This window comes from Cognatitamlana onchidii, from assembly GCF_004804355.1.
Taxonomy (GTDB): domain Bacteria; phylum Bacteroidota; class Bacteroidia; order Flavobacteriales; family Flavobacteriaceae; genus Cognatitamlana; species Cognatitamlana onchidii.
This window is the reverse complement of record NZ_SRWZ01000005.1, coordinates 177160-195292: the sequence shown is the minus strand read 5'-3', so window position 1 is coordinate 195292 and position 18133 is coordinate 177160. Positions and strand designations below refer to the sequence as shown.

Here is an 18133-nt window from a genome sequence, read left to right as displayed (position 1 = left end):
TTACCATTTAAATGGTTTCCATCCAATACCAAATTCAATCCAATCTGCTGCGGCACCATTGCTGGTTTTTAAACCTATTTGAGCAAACAGGTTTTTAGGAAGTTCATATTGTATGGCTGGGCGCAGGTAGAAATTACCTTTACCTCTGCTATCCGTTAAGTAGGTTCCTGCCTGAACCCTTACATCTAATTTCCAAAACATAAAATCATACCCAGCATGTGCTCCGAGTAAAAAATGGTCGCCTGAGTCTGGGTACTCCGCTGCTAACGATCCATCTATCATAAAATCTAAACCAATAGAGGCTCCATGCATTTTATTGAAATAGTGGCGATAATCTATGGAGCCTGTAAAGTTGCCATAGCGATTGCTGGTACCAGCATCTTCATCGTTTTGGGTGGTTCCAATAGCAGCATAAATGTCCATAGAATTACCAAAAGCATTCTTAGGGCTTTTGGGTCTTACCGACCTTTGAAATCGTGACGGTAATACATTCGTAGTGTAAAGATTTTTGTCGTGCTTGTTTTGTAGGGCATTAAAGTTATATCGCATGCCTAGATTGAAACCAAATAGGTTTAACCCGTAGTTGGGCATGTAAGTTCTACCGTTACTAAAATGCGTAAAATCAATGCCATATAGGAAATCAATATCTCTATTAACCTTGTAAGCTCCTCCAAAATGCAAGCTAAAATAAACGGAGATTCTGGAGCCTATAGCATCATTAAGCGGATTGGTTTCAGGGTTGAAAGGATTTAAATTATAAGTTAATCCTAATGCAGGACTAAGTTCTAAAGTGTTTCTTCTAAAAGGATTGCTAAGGTAAAAATTGACAAAGCCATACAAGGCATTTGGGTTTCCAAAAACTTGAGGGTCGCCAATAGAAGCAGAGTAAAAACCAATACCATAGGAGGCATAACCTGTGTCCCTGGCCCATTCAGTATCGGTGCTTGGTTGCCATGAATAGCGCACATCTATTGCGCCATAGCCATATTGTAGCTCTTCGTCTAGAGTTTCTCCAGAATATATGTGAGCCCCAGAATGGCCTTGGATTGAAAAAGACCTAAACTTGCCGATAGGCTCATTTTGCGCAAAAGTATTTGTATGGATTACACTAAAAACTAGTAGGGTAATAAGGTAATAATAACTACTCATTTTAATATTCATAGTTGTACAAGTTATGTTATTGGTAGTGCCCACAAATATAAGAAAACCGCTCATTTAGTAATCGGTTATGCATGATATAAAAAAAAGTCACAAGAATAAATTCTTATGACTTTCTTCTGTCTTAATATTTTTAAAATTATCCTTCTGGTATACTTATGGTTACTTTATTGATATATCCTGTAAACTCAGAGTCTTCTACATTTTTAAATACCTTGTCCGCTACTTGTGTGGCATCGTCTTTACCGACATCGGCCGTTTCATCGGCAGAGAATACTGCAGGCTGTGTTTTTTCAATACGGCCCTCTGCAACTAAATTACCATCAACAAATAATTTGGCTAAACCACCCTTACCTGTACCGCCACCATCATAATCAAACTGAAGTTTTATATTGGCAGAATCATTTTTTATAGGTTTTGTAGCTTCAATGGTATAACTGTCAAGACCAAAATAATTGTACGTATAGGCAGGTTTTCCGTTTTTCATATAAAGGGCCCAACCACCGAATTTGCCTCCTTGGCAAAGTATAATACCACTGTCCTTCCCTTCAAGGCTTACATTGGCATCAATGGTTTTGGAGTTGTTTTTAATATTTAGAAAAGTATTTTCTAGCATGCCTTCCATACCTTGAGCCAAGGTTAATGATTTTCTATCACCCATTAAATCTGGTCGCCCAGCAATTTTTGCATTGAACCGTTCATAAAGTCTATCATCCAAAGGGTAAACATTGTTAGCTATGGCTTCTTTTTCAAATAGTTTTTTAAGTTCTACTACTTTTTCAGGATGCTCGTCTGCAATGTTATTTACCAGACTAAAATCTTCTTTGGTGTTGTATAATTCCCATTTTTCTTCAGAGAATTTGGCACGTGGTTTACCAACCCAAGGAACCATATGTACCACCCGTGCTAACCAGCCATCGCTATAAATAGCTCTATTGCCAAACATTTCAAAATATTGTACCGTATGTCGGTCTTTGGCGTCTTTGTTTTTGGCAGCATAAAGCATACTCACTCCATCCATTGGAATTTGCTTTACCCCATTAATTGAAACTGGTTCAGGAAGATTGGTAGCTTCTAAAACAGTTGAAGCAACGTCGTTAACATGATGCCATTGCGAACGAATTTCTCCTTTGGCGTCGAATCCATTTGGCCAGTGCATGACCATTCCGTTTCTTGTGCCTCCGTAATCGGCAGCCATTTGTTTAGTCCATTTAAATGGAGTGTCGGTAGCTACGGCCCAAGCCGCAGAAAAGTGCGGGAATGAGTTTGGTCCGCCCCAGTCATCGGCATGTTCGAGCATAGACTCAATGGTTTCTTCTCCAAAAATTCCGTTTAGGTGAACTAGCTCATTATAAGTTCCTTCAAGACCACCCTCTGCACTAGATCCATTATCTCCCATAATATAGATGAAGAGTGTGTTATCTAGCTCGTTTACTTCTTCAATTGCGTCTACCATCCTACCAACTTCACGATCGGTATGTTCTGCAAAACCAGCAAAGGTTTCCATTTGTAAGGCAAATAGTTTTTTTTCATCAGCACTTAAAGATTCCCAATCTTTAATGTCACTTGGCATCGGTGCTAACTGAGCATTATCAGGAATAACGCCCATTTCTTTTTGGCGCTTAAAGGTGTCTTCACGAAGTTTTAACCAGCCACTATCAAACTTGCCTTTGTATTTTTCGATCCACTCTTTTGGTGAATGATGAGGGGCATGCGTTGCTCCAGTAGCATAGTATACCATAAAAGGTTTGTTAGGAGTCATAGCTTTTTGGAATTTAATCCACTCAATAGCTTCATCGGTCATATCTGTTGTGAAATGGTAATCAGGATCGTCCTTTTTACTTACTTTCGTTACGCCATCAAAAATAACAGGGTCCCATTGGTTGGTTTCCCCACCAATAAATCCGTAAAATTTATCAAACCCAGAGTTTGTAGGCCATCTGGTATAAGGCCCTGAAACAGAAACTTCCCATGTGGCTGTTTCGTGCCATTTTCCGAAGGCAGCAGTACTATACCCATTCTGTTTTAGCGTTTCTGCAAAATACTTGGCGTTATCTGGGCGAATACCTTGATTTCCATAGAATCCTGTGGCTACTTCCATAACAGATCCTACGTTCATGTTATGGTGGTTACGTCCAGAAAGTAAGGATGCTCTTGTAGGGGAACAAAGTGCTGTTGTATGGAATTTATTAAATCGCAGACCATTGTTGGCTAATCGCTCAAAAGTTGGTGTCTCAATGGTACCGCCAAATGGCGTTGTTGCTCCAAATCCAATATCGTCTATTAATACAACCACTATATTGGGTGCGCCTTCAGGAGCCTTAATTTCAAAAGTCTCTGGTTTTTCTACATCTCTAGCATCCATGATTTTTATAGGCTCGTGAGGCGGCGGCTGTATGGGGAGTACCGTCCGATCCATTTTATAGTCGCCAGCGGTTGCTAGTTTTTCCGATTGTTTGCCAGGGGAGTTGCAACTAAATACCATGCTCAGTAGAGCAATGGAAAGCAATTTGTGTTTCATAATAAGGGTTGATTAATTGTTTATATCTCTAAGATTATGACTTTTTTAAATGTATAAAAAAAATAGTACAAAATCAAGGGTGGGTTTAATAACAATGAAACTCCCTATTAATATAGAATAAAAAGGTTACACAAGTTTCACTTTTCTGAGACATCAAAATTAATCATCAATCCTATTTTCATCAAAGGCAGATGGTAACAGTTTTGGAATAAACTTAACAACCAACGGAAGTAACAACGCACCTCCTGGCAATAGAAAAATCGCTAAGCTTGGTATAGATTTAAAAATGTCCAGCAATTGTTCTTGTACTTTTTTTTGTTCTTCTTTGCTTAAGTCTCTTATGGTAGATTGCGAAATAAGTACCATAAGTTCTTTACTGTCCTTCATTTCCTGGTACAATCGTTTGCTATTGCGACTAATTAATTTATGTACCATTTTACTTGAATTGTTATAAAAACTTTGCACCACATTTTTTGAACTCAGTAGGGCTATATGGTCTTTATTTAGGGTGTAAAATTGATGAACGGTTTTTATAGATTCGTTAATTCTAGACGGATTTAAATCCAAATCATATCCTAATTTTTCTATAAATAGTTGCTCTTTTGAATCTATCATTTGATCACTCCAGGTGGCCATACATGCTAAATCAAGTATATAATGTTTCTCTTGAGGAGTTTTAATATGTAGAATAGCTTTTTTGTATTCTAAATCGGCGTTATCGTGATACCGTAAAGACGATTCGAACAATTTGATTAAACTCGCGTCATACTGGTTTTTTACTTCTTTTGAAGTAAGAACGTTAAGAGTTATTGCAACGATAGTAGCTTCTAGCTTTTTTATGTAATCTTCAGAAATCCTACTGTTTTTTAAGAACTCGGCGTAGGCTAAAATATCAACGTATAGCAGCGCATTAATCACAAAATAATTAAAGTTTTTAGTAAGTATATTGGGATCAATTTGAATACGTTTATGAATTATTTTTTCAAGTTGTTCGTTCGATTTTTTGTCGCTAAGTAAATCCTGAAAAAAAGAGGTTTTAATTTCATTTATATGCTCGTAAAAGTCAATAACATTTTCAACAAATGGTTGCTCTGTTTTTCGGTTTTTGTGAACAAAATATAGCGCTAGAACTAAATTAATTTTACAAATCTCTTCTTCGGTAAGGTCTTTTTTAGGAAAAACCTTTAGAACCACGTCTAAATTGGTGCCATATATAAAACCGCAATCTCTTAAACTATCATAAAAGATGTCTTGATCTACATGCAACGTAAGATCACTTTTTTGTAGTTCGTTAAGCAGTTTTTTTATCCAACCAGTTGACGAGGGATTCATAGTTTTTTATAAAATGAGTGGTGAATTTAGTACTTTTAAATACGATTTACTCATATATACGATTATGTTATTGAAACAGGACTATAAATATATAATAATTGAATTCAATAAAGCTTAAAACTTGCACCAATTACCGGGCCGAAGACGTTAACCGTTGTTTCTAAGTTCCCCGTTTCATTGTTATCTATTCTCTTATATTTAAAATTTCTGAATCCAGCATTAATACTCAGGAGTTCTGATATTTTAAATGTATTTATATAAGCAAAATCGTAAGCGTATTTGGATGAATCATTAATTCCGAAACCGCCATAATCAAACGCTACGTTTAGCATAAATTTATTGGTAATAATGAAATCGGCTTTTATTCCAATCATTAAATCCCACCAATCTAAGGTTTCGTTAATAGTGCCAGAGGCAAGTTCTTCACCTTCAAATTTCAGGACATAGTTTAATTTTACCTGGTTCTTCCAATATTTAGTGCCAATACTTGGTGTTAAAGACCACCCTTTTAAAATTTCATCCTGCTCGTAGCTAAAGTTTTCATATATCATGTAGCCCAATTTAAACCCCAATATATTTTGAACAACTTTTAGGTTTATATTTAAAACAGACTCATTTGATTGATCTCCAAGTGTTGCCCAGGTTCCATCAAAAAACAAATGAAATTTTTTGTATCGTGCTGATGCAGCCAGCTGAAAACCTGCGTCCGTTATAGATGCTAGATCATTAAATGATTGTCTTATTCTGGTACCTCCAACATCGGTAGAGTTAAATGCTAGTAAGCCATAAGGCGTAATTTTTAATGACCAATCTTTCTTTTTTAACTGGTTTGTATCTGTGCTTTGAGAATTACCAATTCTTACTATTGTTAAAACAATGAGTAACAGAATAGTGTTAAATTTCATGTTTATTTAGATTAAACCATGTTATTTAAGGTTTTCTTAACTCTTCCTTAAATAGGTGTTGACTTCGATAGCCACATCTTCCCAAGTTTTGCTAATGCCATCAGGGCCTTTATGCAAGTCATAACAAACTTTATTTAATGAAGCTAAAGCGTTAAGGGCATCCCAGTCGGCTAAATTCATAGTTCCTTTTAACGATACGCGTCTCTCATCACTTATGTTGATATCCATGGGTAATTCATGAGTCACATTATTCATTGTCAACGAGACAACAACGTTATTATCAATATAGTTGATTTGCCCTTTAATTAATTCTGTATTTAGCATGGCGCCAAAAAAGAACTCTTTTATTTTGGCATCTCTCCCAGCATCTTTTGTGAATAAGTTGCTAACAGGAATGGAGAAACTTAAACCATTTAAAGCTTCTTTAACAGATGAACCCTCTTTTTCGTCAAATTTCAAAACAGAAAACTCACCTCCAACACCCTTTTTCTCGGTAGTTTTATAGGCTGTCCAATTTACTGAAGTGGCTTCTGGTTTTACCACAAATTTGTCTGTAACTACAGCTTCGGTATCTTCTTTAACTTTAGACTCTTTATTTGGTTTTTTACATGATGTAAACCCTAAAGTTAATGCGATAAGTAGGATAATTGTTTTTTTCATTTTCTTAGTTTTTATTTAAGCGAAAGTTAAGGTATTAATGACTTAATTACAAATATTAGCTATGACATATGTCATATTTTGAAGGTCCTGAAAATCATAATTTTGAATTATAAATGTTAGGTATGTTAAAATCATTAGTCAATAAATATAATATTGCTGGTCCACGCTATACCAGTTACCCAACGGTTCCATATTGGGATGGGGATACGTTCTCACTAGAGCGTTGGAAATCTTCTTTGATAAAATCATTTAAAGAAAGTAATTCGAAGGAAGGTATTAGCTTATATATTCATTTACCTTTTTGTGAAAGTTTGTGTACATTTTGCGGATGTAATAAGCGTATCACAAAGCAGCACAGTGTAGAATCGCCCTATATTGAGGCTGTTTTAAAAGAGTGGAATTTATATGTAGACATGCTGGATGAAATGCCCGTAATAAAGGAGATGCATTTGGGAGGTGGGACTCCTACTTTTTTTAGTCCAGAACATTTAAAAATTTTAATTCAAGGGATTCTTAAGCGTGCAGAAAAAGCCCAGCAATATGAGTTTAGTTTTGAAGGACACCCCAACAACACAACCAAAGAACACTTAAAAGCACTTTACGATGTTGGGTTTAGAAGAGTGAGCTATGGTGTGCAAGATTATAATGAAACCGTACAAAAAGCCATTCATAGAATTCAACCGTTTAATAACGTAAAACGAGCTACAGAGCTTGCAAGGCAAATAGGGTATACATCTATAGGGCATGATATTATTTTTGGACTTCCCTTTCAAACTTTAGAGCATGTTAAGGAAACTATATTAAAAACAAAATCACTACAGCCAGATAGACTTGCTTTTTATAGCTACGCTCATGTCCCTTGGATAAAAGGTAATGGGCAGCGCGGGTTTAATGATTCCAATTTACCCACGGCAGAATTAAAACGAAAACAGTATGAACTTGGTAAGAATTTATTAGCTGAGGTTGGTTATGAGGAGATAGGAATGGACCATTTTGCACTAGCTACCGATAGTTTATATAAGTCCATGATTAGTGGTGATTTGCACAGGAATTTTATGGGATATACTGCTTCGAAAACTCAGGCCATGATTGGTTTGGGAGTTTCCTCTATTAGTGATAGTTGGTACGGGTTTGCCCAAAATGTAAAGCGTATTGAAGATTATTATAGTTTACTAAAAGATAATGTTATTCCTGTATTTAGAGGTCATATTTTAAATCAGGAAGACTTAATAATTAGAAGGCATATTTTAAATTTAATGTGCCAGTTTAAAACCTCCTGGACTGCTGATGACTTATATTTTGATGAGTTACCAGATACTATTATTAGGCTAAAAGAAATGGAGAAAGATGGGTTGCTTCAAATAGAGAACAATACTATTGAAGTGACAACAAAAGGTCAGCCATTTGTAAGGAACATTTGTATGGCTTTTGATGTGTTATTACAACGAAAACAACCGAATACACAGTTGTTTTCGATGACTGTTTAATCTAAAACTTATATTATGAACAAAATAATTGTACCGATAGATTTTTCCGAGCATTCTGAATATGCTCTGAAAAGTGCAGCTAGATTAGCAAAACGATACAATGCTGAGTTATTAGCTTTACATATGCTTGAAATGTCTGATATTATGTTATCAGCATCAGATGGTTTGCAAAACCAAAAAGCAGCTTTCTTTCTTCAATTGGCAGAACAGAAGTTTGAGACTTTTCTAGATAAAGACTATTTAAAAGATGTAAATGTAACTCCAATTATAAAGCACTTTAAGGTATTTAGTGAGGTTAATGATGTGGCCTTGAAAAATGAGGTCGACTTAATTGTTATGGGGTCGCATGGTACAAGCGGGCTTCGAGAGTATTTTATTGGTTCAAATACAGAGCGTGTGGTGAGGAACTCAGATATTCCTGTCCTTGTTGTAAAAAACGAATTGCTAAACATTAATTTTGATGTTGTTTCGTTTGCTTGCGATTTTTCTGAAGAATGTATTAAGTCCTATTTAAACGCCATGAGCCTGTTTAAAAAGTTAAAGTCGAAAGTGTATATGGTATACGTTAATTTACCAAATGATAGGTTTAGAAGTTCTCTTGAGATAGAACAGCGTGTGGTGAATTTTTTTACTAAAGCAGACGGGAATCTTGATAAAATGAGTGATGTGCACTACGTGTCTGATTACAACGTTGAAGATGGTGTCTTAACCTTTTCGAATAAAATTGGAGCAGATCTTATCGCTGTGCCTACGCATGGTAAAAAGGGGCTTGCTCATTTCTTTGAAGGTAGCGTAGGGGAAGACGTGGCCAATCATGCTACCTTACCAGTAATAACGTTTAAAATATAGTCATAGTTTCTTAATAGTGACTAATTTTGCAGAGAGGATGGTGTGTTAAGCACCATCTTTTTATTTTTATAGGATAGATAAAGCCAATACATTGAATAAATTAGCCTTAGTTTTAAAGAAATCGTTTTCAATTGAAATAGCCTTTAGTTTAGCATCAATTAATTTAGATTCTCTTGAGTTTACTAAGAATAAAGAACTTTCTCCTAAAAAGAATTTTCGTTCTTCAGCATTTAACATTTTGCTGTAGTCCTCAACTATAACCTCTGTATAATCATTTTGAAGAAGGAACGACGATAGTTCTTGATTAATAGCGCTTATTTTATTTTTAAGCGCCACTTTTGTTGATTGAATCTCATACTCTGTGTCTTGCATTTTAATTTTGGCAAGTTTTAAATCACCACGCTCTTTTCTTAAGAAAAGTGGAAAACTTACGTTTACACCGCTCTTGTAATTAGAGGTGTTAAAAGAATTTATTTCCTCTGGAGTTTGCGATAAAAAATTATACTGTAAATCGATTTTTGGTAAAAGATTATTCATTTTTAACCGCTTTTCAATAGTTAAACTCTGAAATTTATAGCCTAAAGATTGTAGCTTCGGGTGTTCATCAAGGTTCAAATTTTCAATATCTAAAACCGAGGTGTTTAGCGTATGATCTATGGTTTCAAAAGTATTTATATCGGGTATAATACCTTCCTGAAGCTCGATAGGGGTGTTGTTATCAAGCCAAAGGTAGTTAGAAAGCTCTAAAGATGACTTAACAAACTTAATTCTGGCCTTCTCAAGATTAAGTTTTCTATTATTTAATGTTATTCTAGCCTCAAGGGTGTCTATGGCTGGTTTATCTCCGACTTCGTAGCTTTTTTTAATACCATCAAAACGTATTTGCGCATTATCTAGAAAGCTTTCGAATACGCGCTTTTCATTATAGGTTTTAAGCCAATTAAAATAGGATAAGGTAGCTTGGTAAAGGATATTGTTTACTAGTAATTGTCTATCGGCTTTTGCCTGATTAACAAACATTTTTGCTTGTTTTAGCATGGCCATACGTCTATTAGTCAGCAAACCTCTTGCAACAGAAACAGAAACTCCCACACTGTATAGCCCATCTATCGGGACATTAGATTCTGGATTCAAAAAAGCTCCTGTATTTTCCTCAAAGTTTCCTTTTAATTCGACGCCGTACCAAGTGGGTATTTTAAAAGCAGCATTAAGTTTGTCGTAATACTCGGTATTTTTAAACTTTTTTCTGTCGTAATCAACTTCAAGTTTGGGGTCGAAAGCACCTCTGGATTTCATTAACTTGGCTTCACTTTCATTTATTACCAAATTAGCTTGCTTCACGATAGGGTGAAATGCCTTAACGTATCCTAAATATTCAGGTAGACTTATAATCGATGTACTGTCGATACCGAAAACAGGAAATTTTTCTTGAGCCGACAGACATAGACTTGAAAATAATGCGATATTTAATAGAAAACCTTTCATTTTTTTTCTGTTTTTGACATCGATTTTTCTCCCTCTGGTTGATAATAATTAGGTGGGAAACTATTAATTTGTCGCCATAATTCAAACCAAATAGGGACGTCTTCAAGTAGGGCAATGGTTCTGGCTCCAGAGCCAACGCGTACTGCGTCTGGCCATTCATGATCATTTTGGTCTGGCGCTAGTAAGATTCTGTATTTTCCATTAGGACTTATAAAACGTTCTATAGCGACTACTTTAGCACCGTAAGTTCCATACGATACGTTAGGCCATCCACTAAACACAATAGCTGGCCATCCATCAAATTGAACTCTTACCTGTTCCCCGATATGGATTAGGGGTAAATCGATAGGTCTTACAAAGGTTTCTACTGCTAAATCGTATTTAGCTGGCATAATACCAACTAGTTCTGTGCCTTCCTTAAAAGTAACACCAATGCCTCCGGTTAGAGCCTTGTTTATAAAGCCATCTTGAGGGGCGGTAACATACAAAAGGCTATTTCTACGTTTGTAATTGGTATAGGCATTCTCCAGTTTAGTAACTTGAGCCTGTGTGTCGAAACCACTAGATTGTGCGGTAAACATATCGCTCTCTGCTTTTGATATCTTGTCGGCATAGGCAGCATTGGTTCTTGAAAGTTCTAAGCGTGCATTAATCACTTCATTTTTGCTAGCGAGTAGTTTATTTTGCTGAGAAATAAATTTTGCTTGATTCTCTTGAAGCTTTAATCGCTTTTCTTCAACATCTTTAACAGCTTTTAAACCTTCTTTTTGAAGTGTTGCTATACGGTTAAATTGGGTTTCAGCAATAGTTAAATTCGTTTCGGCAGCTTCTAAATCAATACTATCACTTTCAACTTTAAGCTTAGATTGCATTAATTTGTTCCTGGTCTGTTCAAGTTTAAGCTGTAGTTCGCTTTTTAAAGCTTCAATCTGCCTTTTTAGAGCATCAACTTTACCTTCATAAGCAGTTACAGAAGATGATTTTGCCTGAATTTGCTGGTTTGTTCTTTCCACAAGCTGATCGTCAAAATAGTCACTCTTAACTTCCGAAATTCTTACTATAGTGTCACCTTTCTTTACAAAATCACCTTCTTGAACAAACCATTCTTCAATTCTTCCTGGTATTTGGGACATAATATGTTGTGGACGTTGATTGGGTTTTAGTGTAGTAACTAAGCCCTGTCCTGTTATGTTTTGTGTCCAGGGCAAAAACAAAATAATAATTAATATAATGGCAAAAGCTAATAGAAACCTATTAAAGTATTGGTAATAAACTTTTTCCATTAAATTCTTCCCAGACTTAAATTTAGAGAGGTCAATGGTTTTGTTTAATTGGTTGTGTGATATATTAAGCATAGTCTGTTTTTTAATTTTTTACTTTTCCTTTTTCTAAAGTGATAACGTCACTACACTTGTTTAACCAAGCATCACTACTACTTACAACAACAAGAGCCCATGGTCTGTCTTGGTGTGTTAAATAGTTAATTATACTGTTGGTTTCTGCGTCATTAAATCTGTCCAAAGCATCCTCAAGAATAAGTATCTTTGGTTGCTTTAGAATGGCTCTTGCTAGGACTAGTTTTTTAGAAAGGGTATATGAAAGTTGTTTGCCATCTGGATACAGAACTGTATACAGTCCATTGGGCTGCTCTTTTAAAAAGTCTTTAAGACCAACTTCATTTAATACATCATGAATGTGTTCGTCAGTAATTTGTTTATTTCCAAAAGTAAGATTGTCTTTTATGGTTCCCTCAAAAGGTGTTTCATCCGATAAAGACAGGCCAAGCTGGGACCGGTAAAAATTTAAATGCAAGCTACTTATGGACATGTCGTTTACGTAAAGGTTTCCCGAAGTTGGTTGAATAACGCCAGAAATTAACCTTAAAAGAGTTGATTTTCCAGACCCGCTTTCTCCCTTTATTAGCATTCGGCTATTGGGTTTAATTTTTAAAGAAATATCCTTTAAAATATGTTTGTCTCTATTGGAGACTTCGTAGGCAACATGGTCTAGCTCAATATGAACGCCTTTCTTAAAGGAAGGTCTTTCTCCGTTTTGACTCTCCATGCTCTTATCTACAATTTGTCCAATTTTTTCAAGAGATGTTAGGGTGTCATAAAAGGATTCCAAACCAAGGATTAGTTTTTCTACTGAAGCTATTACCAATAAAATAATAATTTCGGCAGCTACAAACTGACCTATATTCATTTCTTGGTTAAGTACCAATGCACCTCCAATAAGCAATAAACTAGCTGTTACAATAACCTTAAAGCCTATCATTTGAGTGTATTGAAGAATCAAAACCTTAAAGTGGCTTTCTCTGGCTTTTAAATAATCGTTAACCAAATCGTCATTCTTGTTAATTCCTAAACTGGTGCTTCCAGACAGTTTGAAGCTTATTACTGATCGTGCTATCTCTTGAATCCAGTGGGCCACTTTATATTTGTTTTTTGACTCTTTTAAGCTGGTTTCCAAACCTTTTCTTGCAGTGAATTTAAAAACCACAAAAATGAGAATAAGTAACAGCAATCCAAATATGATAAAGAAGGGGTGATAGAATGATAGCAGAATAAGGGCGAACAGAATTTGAAGTACTGCTGTTGGCACATCAATTAGTATTTTAGATAGGCTCTTCTGGATAGTAAGGGTGTCAAAAAAACGATTAGCTAATTCTGGTGGGTAATAATTGCGTAATTCAGACATCTTTATTTTTGGAAATCGGTAGCTTAATTCGAATGAAGAACGTGTAAAGATACGCTGCTGTATGGTTTCTATAATACGCAATTGCATGAGCTGTAAGGCCCCAGCAAACGCAACACCAATTGTAACTAAAGTCACTAATACTACCCAGGAGGTCGATACCTGAGCACCTTGAATTAAATTAATAATGGCTTGTATTCCTAAAGGTAAAGAAAGCGAAATAACACCTGAGAAAATGGCGTAATAAAAGATTTGTAAAATATCTTTTTTTTCAAGTTGTAATAATCCTAAAAGACGTTGCCATGGGGTCATTGACGGCTGAGACATATTTAAAGTTTTAAGGTATTAATGGTTAGGTCAATATAGAAGTCAGAAGGCGTTATATGTTCCTTACAATCGGTCATTGATATAAAATGATCTTTTAAAAAGTGTTGATGCAGCCCTCCCTCGACAATAGTGCTTGCTAAAGAAGAAGGGAACTGATAATCTGGCGATGTTTCCAAAATCATATCTCTCAATCTGTGAATCACGCGTTTATATATAACAAAGTAACCATCTTTATTTTCCTGATCCACTTCTTTTGTTAGAAATGATTTTGAGTTTTCATTTATGATGATTCGACAAAGAATAATTTCATTGATATGTGAAAATTTAGAATCTTCTTTAGTGGCTCTACAAACAATATTAATGGCTTTTTTTAGTTTCTCTGTAGAATTAATAATACTATGCGTTTCAAAGACCAATTGATATTCTATCCAAGCCCAATACCAAGATGACAAGTAAAGTAGCAATTTGTGCTTACTTTCAAAATACCTGTAAATAGAGCTTTCATTAGAGCCTATTTTGGTTCCTAGCTTTTTAAATGTAAAGCTGTCAAAACCAATATCGTTTATAAGGAGAATACTGTTTTCAATAATACGCTTTCCTAATGCAGACGATTCAGGGTCTTTTACAAATATTTTCTCGGGTACCGAGATTTTAAGATTTGACAGTAGATTATGCATAACTAATTATTTTGATTTCAAATATAATAGTAATACTATTAAAAAAGGAATCAAAGCTATCATTATTATCAATGCACAATCAATAAATACTATGATTAGTTTAAAATGTGGTAGCTAAAAAATGACTAGACTCTAAGATTAATGACATTCAATACCACCGGTTACAGCATCGTAAGCTGGACCAGGGGACAAATAGGGTATGCCTAAACCTAAGCCGCGGATAATAAACAGTATGCCAATTATAACGACAAAAACGGGAATGATTTTTTGTATACGTTGCCTAGTTTGGCCTTTCAAAAATTGGCTTAGATAAATTGCAGTAGTCATTAAAGGGATAGTTCCTAGTCCGAAGACAAGCATGTAAAGGGCGCCATTAAGAGGGCTTCCTCCTGCTATAGCTGCAAAGAGAGCCATATAAACCAGTCCACAAGGTAAAAATCCATTAAGAAAGCCTATGGTTAGAAAAGTCTCTAAAGTTTTTTTTTGCATCGCCTTTCCTAATGCGGATTTTACTTTAGAGATAATTTTGTAAACAGGTTTAGAAAAATTGTACTTACTAAGTTTTTTCGGAGGAATAATTACTAGGAGAATCATAATAATGCCAATAATAATAGAAAGCTGCTGTTGAAAACCAAAAAGATAGAGGCCTTTGCCAACCAGTCCAAAAACAAGCCCTATTAAGCTATAAGTTAGGAGTCTGCCGAAATGATAAACAATGATTTGAGATGTTTTTTTGAGGTTATTAGATCGGTCCACAGGCAGCATAAAGGCAATAGGGCCACACATGCCAACGCAGTGAAAGCTTCCTAAAAGCCCTAATATGAATGCCGAAATAAGCATGCTAATAAATTATGGGTTCTTTAAATAAATAAGATTTTCCCTTATATTGCCAATCTATTTTAATGTTCCAACGACCATCTACCAAACGTTTGTCAGGTATGAGCAAATAAGGATTAGACAGTGAAATAGGAGTTTCAAAGTCTAGTTGTTTGTTAGATGGTCTATATAGGAACACATTTCCAGTAATATTATTATAGTCTAGAGAGCTAGGGAACTTAATGAGCAAGCCATTTTCAGTTCGTTTGTAGCTAATATTTTCTTTTAAGGTTTTGGCATTATTGAGTTTGTCGATGTCCTTCTGATATGCCAATTCTTCTGCATAATAATCTTCTGTAACAAGTTCATGATCAAAGTCCTCATTCACATTCATAGTGATGATAAAGTATAGGATAAAAGAAATAAACCCTATGAACGCTAATACAATTCCAGTTCCCCAATTAAACTTCATCATTTTTAATTTTTATAGCATGTCCCGCCTAGGGCGGGTCAGGCTTTTCGTTATATCTTTTTTTCGTTTCTCAAAAAAGGATGCCACTGCAATCCTTAATGCAAAATACGGTTCTATTTAAAACTCCTTGGCCCTAAAAAGTTGGCTGTAGTGGTTTCAATTAGTTTATCACCTTCATAAACTCCAATTTCAATTTTGTTTCTATCTCCGGATAAGGCAGCATTATTAATCTCTACAAATAGCGTGCCTTCTGCAATTCCCTGGCTGGGAACCGTAAAATCATCATGTGTAGCCACCAAATTTAATGTGCCTTCATGAGACATTAATTTTAAGGTAACATGGCTTATGTCTCTGGATGTTTTATTTACAAGTTTATAGGTAAAAACATTACTAATAATATTATTCTCTTTATGCTCGTATAATTGCCCAGGTAGTCTTAAAACGTTTGCTTCAACATCATTTCTTAAAAAGAGCATCCCAATTAACAAGCCTACCATAATAGCCAATACCGCAATATAGCCTTTCATTCTTGCGGTTAGCTTAAAGGATGTTTTCTTCTCTATATTTTCTTCACTGGCATAGCGTATTAAACCTTTTGGCAAGTTAATGCTCTCCATAATATGATCGCACTCATCAATACAAGCGGTGCAGTTAACACATTCTAACTGGGTGCCGTTCCTTATATCTATTCCAGTAGGGCAAACGTGTACACATTGCAAGCAATCAATACAATCGCCATGACCTAGGGCATTTCTATCTTCGTTTTTTCTGAATTTCTTTCTGCCGCTTTCTCCTTCTCCACGTTTATGATCGTAGGCAACAACAATGGACTTCGTGTCTAGCAAAACCCCTTGTAGCCTTCCGTACGGACAAGCTATAACGCACACTTGTTCTCTAAACCAGGCAAATACAAAATAGAATACTGCCGTAAAAATAGTAAGCGATATTAAGGTGCTTAAATGGTCTTGCGGGCCGTCGGTAATATACTGGATAAGCTTATCACTACTTATTAAATAAGCTAAGAATACATTAGCTATAATGAATGAAATAATTGCAAATATGATAAATTTAAGGCCTTTCTTTTTTATCTTTTCTGCATCCCATTTTTGTCTTGCTAGTTTACGCTGTTTATTTCTATCACCCTCAATCCAATATTCTATTCTACGAAAAACCATTTCCATAAAAATAGTTTGTGGGCAGATCCATCCACAAAATATTCTACCAAAAGCGACGGTAAAAAGTGTGATGAATACTACACCAATAAGCATAGAAATAACGAATAAATGAAAGTCTTGAGGCCAAAAAGGAAACCCAAAAATATTAAATCGACGCTCCAGAACATTGAACATCAAAAACTGATTTCCGTTTATTTTTATAAACGGCGAGAATAACAGAATCGCAAGTAAAACATAACTTACAAGTTTCCTATAGTTATAATACCTTCCGCTAGGTTTCTTTGGAAATACCCAAGCCCGTTTTCCATCTTCTGTTATGGTTCCAATGGAATCTCTAAATATTTCGTTTTCTGGGGTTTCCACGGCAAGGGATATTTTAGACCTCAAAAAGATATTCTTTTGAGGTCTATTTAAGTTTAGTTCGCTACTGTTATTTGTGTAGAATCTACTTCTATCTGTAAAGGAGCTTCATCTGTATTTTGGTCAGATGTTTCAGTTTCAACACCTTCATTATCATCAATCATAAGATCACCCTCTGGTGCTTTGGGATTGGCTGGGGTGGTGCCTTGAAATTTAAGTACATAACTTGCCACTTGAGCCATCTCTAAAGGTTTTAATTGTGCTTTCCAAGCAATCATACCTTTTCCAGATCGTCCTCCTTCGGAAACGGTTCTAAAAATACTCTTAATATCCCCGCCTAAAATCCAGTGCTTATCGGTTAAATTAGGACCAATACCACCACCGCCATCAGCCATGTGACAAGCTACACAATTAGTTTCAAAGATCTTTTTACCAGCAGCCAAATCTGATGCTTCAGTAAGTTGAGTTACCGTATTAACATCTACGAGTCCTTTAGCGGTTTTCTTGTATGCCTCAATAGCACTTTTAGCTTCCGCAAGTTCAGTTTCTAATTCATCTATTTGCGACGGTCCATTAAATACATGGTATCTTAAAAGGTACACGGCGCCAAAAATGATGGAAATATAAAAACCATACAACCACCATGGCGGTAAGTTATTATCCAGCTCCTTAATACCATCATAATTATGATCTAATATAATTTCACCTTCTTCTTCAATGGGCTTTTGTCCAAGAAGTTTAATATAAGTTTCTTTTAACCAGGTTAACTTTACCGAGCTTTCTTTTTCTGCCAAGAATCTAGCTTTAGCTTCCTCATCAAGCTTGTGAAGCATCACGTTTTCCAAAGCACCTATTATGGCTTCGATGGCAATTAAAATTAATAACACCAGAAGCAAGAATAGCATAACTACTGGGTATTCCACGAAGGCTGGTTTATCTCCTGAGTCTATGAAGAATTCTACAGCCCCAAAAATGATAAAAAATACGATTGGAACGCGAATCCAAGATGGAACTAAATTTCTCATAATATATCGTCGTTTTGTTGGTTATCTAATGGCAGGTTACTTACTGTTTTTATATAGTCTTTTTTAGCACTAAATACCCACCAAAATAGCGCTACAAAAAAGATAAAAAAGATGAGCAAGGAGATGATGGGGTATATTTCTATACCTGCTATAGTCTCCATATGATTTTTTATATATTTTAACATGA

Annotated in this window: 16 protein-coding genes; 2 read left to right on the top strand and 14 right to left on the bottom strand. The window is 35.4% G+C overall.

The genetic code is table 11. The features are described 5' to 3' along the window. From E5D58_RS11180 to E5D58_RS11160, 5 genes are all read right to left on the bottom strand, one after another. On the bottom strand, window positions 1-1215 hold the full coding sequence (locus tag E5D58_RS11180) for an acyloxyacyl hydrolase (RefSeq protein WP_136481950.1): 1215 nt from the start codon (window positions 1213-1215) through the stop codon (window positions 1-3). A gap of 82 nt (window positions 1216-1297) precedes the next feature. Continuing rightward, complete coding sequence (locus E5D58_RS11175) at window positions 1298-3679, bottom strand: arylsulfatase (RefSeq protein WP_136481949.1); 2382 nt, start codon at window positions 3677-3679, stop codon at window positions 1298-1300. A gap of 159 nt (window positions 3680-3838) precedes the next feature. Continuing rightward, entirely contained in the window at window positions 3839-5011 is a 1173-nt protein-coding gene (locus tag E5D58_RS11170; protein ID WP_136481948.1) for an LETM1-related biofilm-associated protein, read from the bottom strand. Window positions 5012-5115: 104 nt separating this feature from the next. Further along, window positions 5116-5916: a hypothetical protein gene (locus tag E5D58_RS11165; RefSeq protein WP_136481947.1), complete on the bottom strand. Its 801-nt coding sequence runs from the start codon at window positions 5914-5916 to the stop codon at window positions 5116-5118. 36 nt (window positions 5917-5952) lie between these two features. Continuing rightward, a complete protein-coding gene (locus tag E5D58_RS11160) occupies window positions 5953-6576 on the bottom strand; it encodes a YceI family protein (protein WP_136481946.1) in 624 nt (207 codons plus the stop codon). 122 nt (window positions 6577-6698) lie between these two features. Between E5D58_RS11160 and hemN the strand changes: the two genes are divergently transcribed. Beyond that, a complete protein-coding gene (hemN, locus tag E5D58_RS11155) occupies window positions 6699-8063 on the top strand; it encodes an oxygen-independent coproporphyrinogen III oxidase (protein ID WP_136481945.1) in 1365 nt (454 codons plus the stop codon). Window positions 8064-8078: 15 nt separating this feature from the next. Continuing rightward, complete coding sequence (locus tag E5D58_RS11150) at window positions 8079-8912, top strand: universal stress protein (protein ID WP_136481944.1); 834 nt, start codon at window positions 8079-8081, stop codon at window positions 8910-8912. Between the two features lie 66 nt (window positions 8913-8978). Here the strand turns inward: E5D58_RS11150 and E5D58_RS11145 are convergent, their stop codons facing one another. The 9 genes from E5D58_RS11145 to E5D58_RS11105 all read right to left on the bottom strand — a co-directional run bounded on the left by E5D58_RS11145 (window position 8979) and on the right by E5D58_RS11105 (window position 18131). Further along, the gene (locus tag E5D58_RS11145) at window positions 8979-10397 is read right to left on the bottom strand and encodes a TolC family protein (protein ID WP_136481943.1); all 1419 of its coding nucleotides are present in this window, start codon (window positions 10395-10397) and stop codon (window positions 8979-8981) included. Further along, a complete protein-coding gene (locus tag E5D58_RS11140) occupies window positions 10394-11752 on the bottom strand; it encodes an HlyD family secretion protein (protein WP_136481942.1) in 1359 nt (452 codons plus the stop codon). The genes E5D58_RS11145 and E5D58_RS11140 overlap by 4 nt, the downstream gene beginning before the upstream one ends. A 10-nt stretch (window positions 11753-11762) precedes the next feature. Continuing rightward, a complete protein-coding gene (locus E5D58_RS11135) occupies window positions 11763-13421 on the bottom strand; it encodes a peptidase domain-containing ABC transporter (protein WP_136481941.1) in 1659 nt (552 codons plus the stop codon). A gap of 2 nt (window positions 13422-13423) precedes the next feature. Beyond that, on the bottom strand, window positions 13424-14098 hold the full coding sequence (locus E5D58_RS11130) for a TetR/AcrR family transcriptional regulator (protein ID WP_136481940.1): 675 nt from the start codon (window positions 14096-14098) through the stop codon (window positions 13424-13426). Window positions 14099-14236: 138 nt separating this feature from the next. Beyond that, complete coding sequence (locus E5D58_RS11125; protein WP_136481939.1) at window positions 14237-14938, bottom strand: sulfite exporter TauE/SafE family protein; 702 nt, start codon at window positions 14936-14938, stop codon at window positions 14237-14239. A 1-nt stretch (window position 14939) separates the two neighbouring features. Then, window positions 14940-15386 (bottom strand): FixH family protein, encoded by a 447-nt coding sequence (locus E5D58_RS11120; RefSeq protein ID WP_136482027.1) that lies wholly within the window; start codon window positions 15384-15386, stop codon window positions 14940-14942. Between the two features lie 113 nt (window positions 15387-15499). Further along, the gene (gene ccoG, locus E5D58_RS11115; RefSeq protein ID WP_136482026.1) at window positions 15500-16924 is read right to left on the bottom strand and encodes a cytochrome c oxidase accessory protein CcoG; all 1425 of its coding nucleotides are present in this window, start codon (window positions 16922-16924) and stop codon (window positions 15500-15502) included. Window positions 16925-16977: 53 nt separating this feature from the next. Next, window positions 16978-17946 (bottom strand): cbb3-type cytochrome c oxidase N-terminal domain-containing protein, encoded by a 969-nt coding sequence (locus tag E5D58_RS11110; RefSeq protein ID WP_136481938.1) that lies wholly within the window; start codon window positions 17944-17946, stop codon window positions 16978-16980. After that, complete coding sequence (locus tag E5D58_RS11105; protein WP_136481937.1) at window positions 17943-18131, bottom strand: CcoQ/FixQ family Cbb3-type cytochrome c oxidase assembly chaperone; 189 nt, start codon at window positions 18129-18131, stop codon at window positions 17943-17945. Before E5D58_RS11105 ends, E5D58_RS11110 begins: the two co-directional genes overlap by 4 nt. Between the last annotated feature and the right edge of the window lie 2 nt (window positions 18132-18133).